This is a genomic window from Tistrella bauzanensis (assembly GCF_014636235.1).
Taxonomy (GTDB): Bacteria; Pseudomonadota; Alphaproteobacteria; order Tistrellales; family Tistrellaceae; genus Tistrella; species Tistrella bauzanensis.
Genome location: NZ_BMDZ01000133.1, coordinates 1 through 4,583, shown reverse-complemented (window position 1 = coordinate 4,583; position 4,583 = coordinate 1). Strand labels below are relative to the sequence as shown.

6 protein-coding genes are annotated in these 4,583 nt (G+C 60.7%); 3 read left to right on the top strand and 3 right to left on the bottom strand.

The annotated features are described in order from the left end of the window. Positions 1 to 511 (top strand): DUF2493 domain-containing protein (locus tag IEW15_RS24835; RefSeq protein ID WP_229708813.1); only part of this gene is annotated, 511 nt, incomplete at its 5' end. A 32-nt stretch (positions 512 to 543) separates the two neighbouring features. On the opposite strand, the gene IEW15_RS24830 is transcribed toward IEW15_RS24835, so the two are convergent. After that, positions 544 to 1,044 (bottom strand): hypothetical protein, encoded by a 501-nt coding sequence (locus IEW15_RS24830; protein ID WP_188583117.1) that lies wholly within the window; start codon positions 1,042 to 1,044, stop codon positions 544 to 546. Between the two features lie 228 nt (positions 1,045 to 1,272). On the opposite strand from IEW15_RS24830, the gene IEW15_RS24825 reads away from it, so the two are divergent. Together IEW15_RS24825 and IEW15_RS24820 are read left to right on the top strand one after the other, a co-directional pair. Continuing rightward, positions 1,273 to 1,713 (top strand): hypothetical protein, encoded by a 441-nt coding sequence (locus IEW15_RS24825; RefSeq protein ID WP_188583115.1) that lies wholly within the window; start codon positions 1,273 to 1,275, stop codon positions 1,711 to 1,713. Positions 1,714 to 2,280: 567 nt separating this feature from the next. After that, positions 2,281 to 2,607, top strand: coding sequence for a DUF736 domain-containing protein (locus tag IEW15_RS24820; protein ID WP_188583113.1), 327 nt, complete (start codon positions 2,281 to 2,283; stop codon positions 2,605 to 2,607). Between the two features lie 94 nt (positions 2,608 to 2,701). Here the strand turns inward: IEW15_RS24820 and IEW15_RS24815 are convergent, their stop codons facing one another. Beyond that, positions 2,702 to 3,943: a type II toxin-antitoxin system HipA family toxin gene (locus IEW15_RS24815; RefSeq protein ID WP_145206302.1), complete on the bottom strand. Its 1,242-nt coding sequence runs from the start codon at positions 3,941 to 3,943 to the stop codon at positions 2,702 to 2,704. After that, positions 3,921 to 4,241, bottom strand: coding sequence for a helix-turn-helix domain-containing protein (locus tag IEW15_RS24810; protein ID WP_113730200.1), 321 nt, complete (start codon positions 4,239 to 4,241; stop codon positions 3,921 to 3,923). The genes IEW15_RS24815 and IEW15_RS24810 overlap by 23 nt, the downstream gene beginning before the upstream one ends. Positions 4,242 to 4,583: the final 342 nt, after the last annotated feature.

Below are 4,583 nucleotides of genomic sequence, written 5' to 3'. Positions count from 1 at the left end.
GTCTCGTCGATCAGCCGTGGCTCATCATGTCCATCGGCATGCGATCATGGGCACATGGGTGACCGTCCATGGGACTTGGTATTCGGCCATGATCGACAGCCGCGATTTCATCGCCGCAAAACGCCGCGCCGACAACGAGGTGCTGCTACCCGCCGGGCCAAAGATCGCCTTCTCGGGCGGTGACACCACCGATCACCGGACGATATGGGCCAAGCTCGATCAGGTACACGCCAAGCACCCGGACATGGTGCTCATGCATGGCGGATCACCCAAAGGCGCGGAACGCATCGCGGCCACCTGGGCCAACAATCGCAAGGTCGCACAGGTCGCGTTCAAACCCGACTGGACGAAACATGCCAAGGCAGCACCGTTCAAGCGCAACGACCAGATGCTCTCCACGATGCCGATCGGGGTCATCATCTTCCCCGGCACTGGCATTCAGGACAACCTAGCCGATAAGGCTCGGAAGATGGGCATCCCGGTCTATCGCTTCGGGACCGGCAGCGCGTGAGCGCTGCCGGTTCGGCATAACGCCATTGCGCACTACTGCAAGAGCGCCAGGTCCTCCCAGCGAATCCGGAGATAACGGCCTGAGCGCTTTGACAATTGTTTGCGGCTGACCATTCGCCCGGAGACCTGGAACTCCGCATTTATTTTGGCCACGAGCAACTTGTTGAAATGCCTCGATGTATCCACCATCACTACGTCCTTGGTCTTGAAAGGTGTGATGGTTTTGATTTCGACATGATCGTTTTCGAGCCTGCCGTCCGAACCCTGCGCGTAGGTCTTGTTCAACTTGATGCCGTAGGTGATGGCACCGAACAACTCACCGATGTCGCCATACACGGACAAATGCAGACCCGTCTCCAGATGGTAGCTCTCAGCGAGTGAGATCAGGCCCTCAAAATACGGGATCATTGATCGGATGGCGTTTGGATACTTCGCTCCCCATTCCTTGTGGCGAAGCTGTTCGTCAATGTCTGACCAGCTTACCCATTCGCCGTCATCAAAAAATGCCCGATCTGACCAATCGACTTCTGCCATAAACTTTAACCCACATCCTTCCGCCCAACGATATGGTCATCGTAGAGGTGCAGCAGATACTGGTCCACCAGACGCATAAGCTTTCTCATTCAAACTGCTAGTTTTCGGAAGGCCTGGCCTCGAAAGCCATCGCTTCTCGCGCGGTGAGAGGAATGCCGCTATGCTGTGATTGCGCCATGGTGGTGGTGGAAGGCGCAGCCGTCCGACCTTTTGCACGGAGTCACCACCATGATCGTTCTCGGAATTCTTGTTTCCATTGCAGCCATCGGTACCATGTGCTGGCTGCTGTTCAATCTCGCCGTCTTCGCCCTGCCGTTCTTTATCGGCCTGAACGCAGGCATATGGGCCTTTGGCACGGGCGCTGGCTGGCCTGGCGGCATCCTCATCGGTCTTATCGCTGCGGGTCTGACGCTGGCGGTCGGTCAGGGCCTGCTCATGCTGGTTCGTCCGATCTGGGCACGGCTGCTTATCGCTTTGGCCTTCGTCGCCCCGGCGGGCATGGTCGGGTTTTACGCTACGCTCGGGATCGTCAAACACATGATGCCGTCCGAGACCTGGCAGATCATCTTCTCGGTGGTCGGTGCGGTCGCGGTGGGCGTGACAGCTTTTCTGCGCGTTGCAGGCATGGCGGCAACCGGCCCTGCGGACGGGAACCTTGCACGCACCTGAATTGGAGTGACCCGTAGAGGCAGGACCAGAAGCGGATACGGATCATCTGCCGTCTTCGTCAGGAGGCGGGTGGGTAGATAGCGTGTGGATCCCGGGGCAGCGTGAGGCACAGGCACGCTCCATAGGAGCGCAGGACGGTCAGTGCCAGCATTCGAGGACTGACCGAAAACCGGTCGGGGCAATGCCGATAGCACAGGCCGGAGAAAAGGATATGCACGGCCTGAAACGCGGGGGACCAGACAAGCCGGTGCGCCGGTCTGGTCATCCTGATGGAGCCTCGAGGTTGCCATCGTCCCCGTTCAGCCCCCGTGTCTCGACCGCTCCAAACGGCCTCTTCAATGGCCTGATCTGGCCGAAAACCAGCGCGATGCGCTTCGACCGCTCTAGCGCAACAGCGTCGTCACAACTTTCTTCCCCTGCCGGCAAAGCCGACATTCCGCGCGGAACAAGAAAGTTTCTCCTGTGCTGTCCAGCCCCTTTGGGGTGCGCCAGCGTTCGTCTCCGGCCGGTCGATCGCCATAGAGGCCGCAATGGTGCGGGCTCGGAAACGGAAATCGGAGACTTAAAATGGCAGCCATCGGCACCTTCAAGAAGACCGGCTCGAACGAATTCACCGGCGAAATCGTCACCCTCAGCGTCCAGGCCAAGGGCGTGCGCATCATCCCCGACCTGCGCGCCACCGGCGAGAACGCCCCCAGCCACCGCGTTCTGGTCGGTCGAGCCGAAATCGGCGCCGCCTGGTCCAAGCGCTCCAACGAGGGCCGCGACTATCTGGGCCTCAAGCTGGACGATCCAAGCTTCAACGCTCCGATCTACGCCAATCTCTTCGACGAAGAAGACGGCGAAACCTTCTCCCTCATCTGGTCCCGCCCCAACGGTCGCCGCGGCGACTGAGGCGCGGAACAAAGGCTCCGACCGCAAGGTCGGGGCCTTTCTCATGCCTGCGGGAAAGCCGCCAGGCCCGGTGACCTGTCCGGGCTGGAACTGCTCAGCCGGTCAGGATCGGGATCATGGTTTTCACATGGGCGTCGATCCGTTCCAGCACGAGCGGGGGGACCACTTCGCGTTCCGGCAAGGTCCACCATTTTGCATCGATGCGTTTCACCGTCTCGACAACGGCCTTGAGCACGGCTGGCTCGGGAAGCCTTGCCCGATTGGCAAACGTCTTCCAGCGGGCCGGGGCCAAGCCCTTGAAGGCCCGCTCGCCGCCCAGAGACAGCGCCAGCCCATCTGCCGGAATATAGGGCACGGTCGAAAGCATGTCGTAGATCGGTGCAAGAACGGGCGTGTCGCCGTCGCCCGGATAGATCAGCGACCAGTTCTTGAGGTGCATGTCGCCATTGCCCATGACCACCGAGAAGGTCAGCCGCCGGACAAACTCCAGCGCGGCGAACGGCGAGATCGCAACATTCAGCACAGAGGCGATATCGTGGGAGGCGGCGCCATCATATTTGCGCGCCGGGTACAGGCCGAAAACCTGCGCGAAATCCTCGATATGGATGCGCTGCCCGTCTGCCCCGCGATCAAAACGCCGCACGAGCAGGACCAGCCCCTCGGCAAGTGTTTCAAACTCTTCGGGAATGCCCTCGAACTGGTCTCGGCTGACCAGCTCCCGCTCGGGCACATCCATGCCGATGGCTTCGGCAAGCGCGAGGTTCGCGAACTCGTTTTCCGACACGCCCGGAAAGGCGGTCGAGGGGAATTTCGCAATATATTGGCCCTCGTCATCCCCGAGCGGCAAGGTCAGCCCGCCGCCCTTGCCGGTGTTCTTCATCACCGAGAGCTTCATCTGCACGCCCGCCAGCGAGAAGCGGGCCTTGGGCCGCCCTTGGGATGGCGCCGCCCCGATGCCGGGTTGCCCTTCACTGGGCAGCACACGCACAGCCCCCGGCAAGTCCGCACCAAGGGTGGCCAGGAGGTCGAAATCATTCCCCGACCGTACATTGCCCGCATGGTGCTTTTCCATCGCCTCACGCAGCCGGTCTTCGGGCAGCAGGTTGGCAAAGAAGGGCGGCAGGCTGCCTGCGACAGGTCGCGGATCCTTGCGCAAGCCCCCTGACGCCGCGCGCAGTGACAGGCTCAGAACCGGAATGCCGCCGGTCGCGCGATAGGCCGGATCAAGGCTGAAGGCGTTGAAATCACCAGGCGTCCTGACGATCGTGCCAACCTTCGCACTGTTCAGGAACACGTCCAGCGCGGTGATGGTCTCAGCGGTACGGACGGCTGTCATCGTCGCTCTCCGGTTGCGGGCTGAAGGCCGGATGATCATCCTCGGCCTCGGGGCGCAAAAGCGCCTCGATGGCGGGCACCATTGCCTGCGGGACCAGCATCATTTCCAGCCCAAGCGCCCTGGCAATGTTGATCAATGTCGTGGTGCGCGCAGCCGCCGCCCCCGTCTCGATGTCGCGGTAGCGCGGGCGCGAAATGCCCGCAAGATCGGCCACCTGCTCCTGGGTCAACCCCGCTGTAAGACGCGCGCGGCGAAAATGGTCGCCAATCAGCCCCAGTGTTTCTTCTTCCGCCTTCATGTGATGCCTTTACGGGTCATTTTTTGCTGCATTGATCTGTATGGGTATCATATCCAGCGCAAAACGCAAAGAAAATGATCTCTAAACATATCGAAATCATTTCCCATGAATCGTTTAAGGATCATCTTGCGCTGATCGGCGTTGCGGCCAGCACAAGTGCTGCAATTGCGGCATACAGGCGAATCAGTCGGGCTGCATGCTCAGCCGTGCAGATAACGCCCTGGCCAGATTCGACGATTTCGTATGGCGTATCGGGCTAAGGAGCCTGTTGCAGAATGGGTCTTCGGAATGTGTCGCGATCGCAGTGAGATCCGCCCTTGAGCCTGCGGCCGGCGCCTGATT

Coding starts and splice junctions, on each gene's coding strand:
- IEW15_RS24810 (WP_113730200.1), bottom strand. CDS start 4,241: ATGAAGGCGGAAGAAGAAACACTGGGGCTGATTGGCGACCATTTTCGC.
- IEW15_RS24815 (WP_145206302.1), bottom strand. CDS start 3,943: ATGACAGCCGTCCGTACCGCTGAGACCATCACCGCGCTGGACGTGTTC.
- IEW15_RS24820 (WP_188583113.1), top strand. CDS start 2,281: ATGGCAGCCATCGGCACCTTCAAGAAGACCGGCTCGAACGAATTCACC.
- IEW15_RS24830 (WP_188583117.1), bottom strand. CDS start 1,044: ATGGCAGAAGTCGATTGGTCAGATCGGGCATTTTTTGATGACGGCGAA.
- IEW15_RS24825 (WP_188583115.1), top strand. CDS start 1,273: ATGATCGTTCTCGGAATTCTTGTTTCCATTGCAGCCATCGGTACCATG.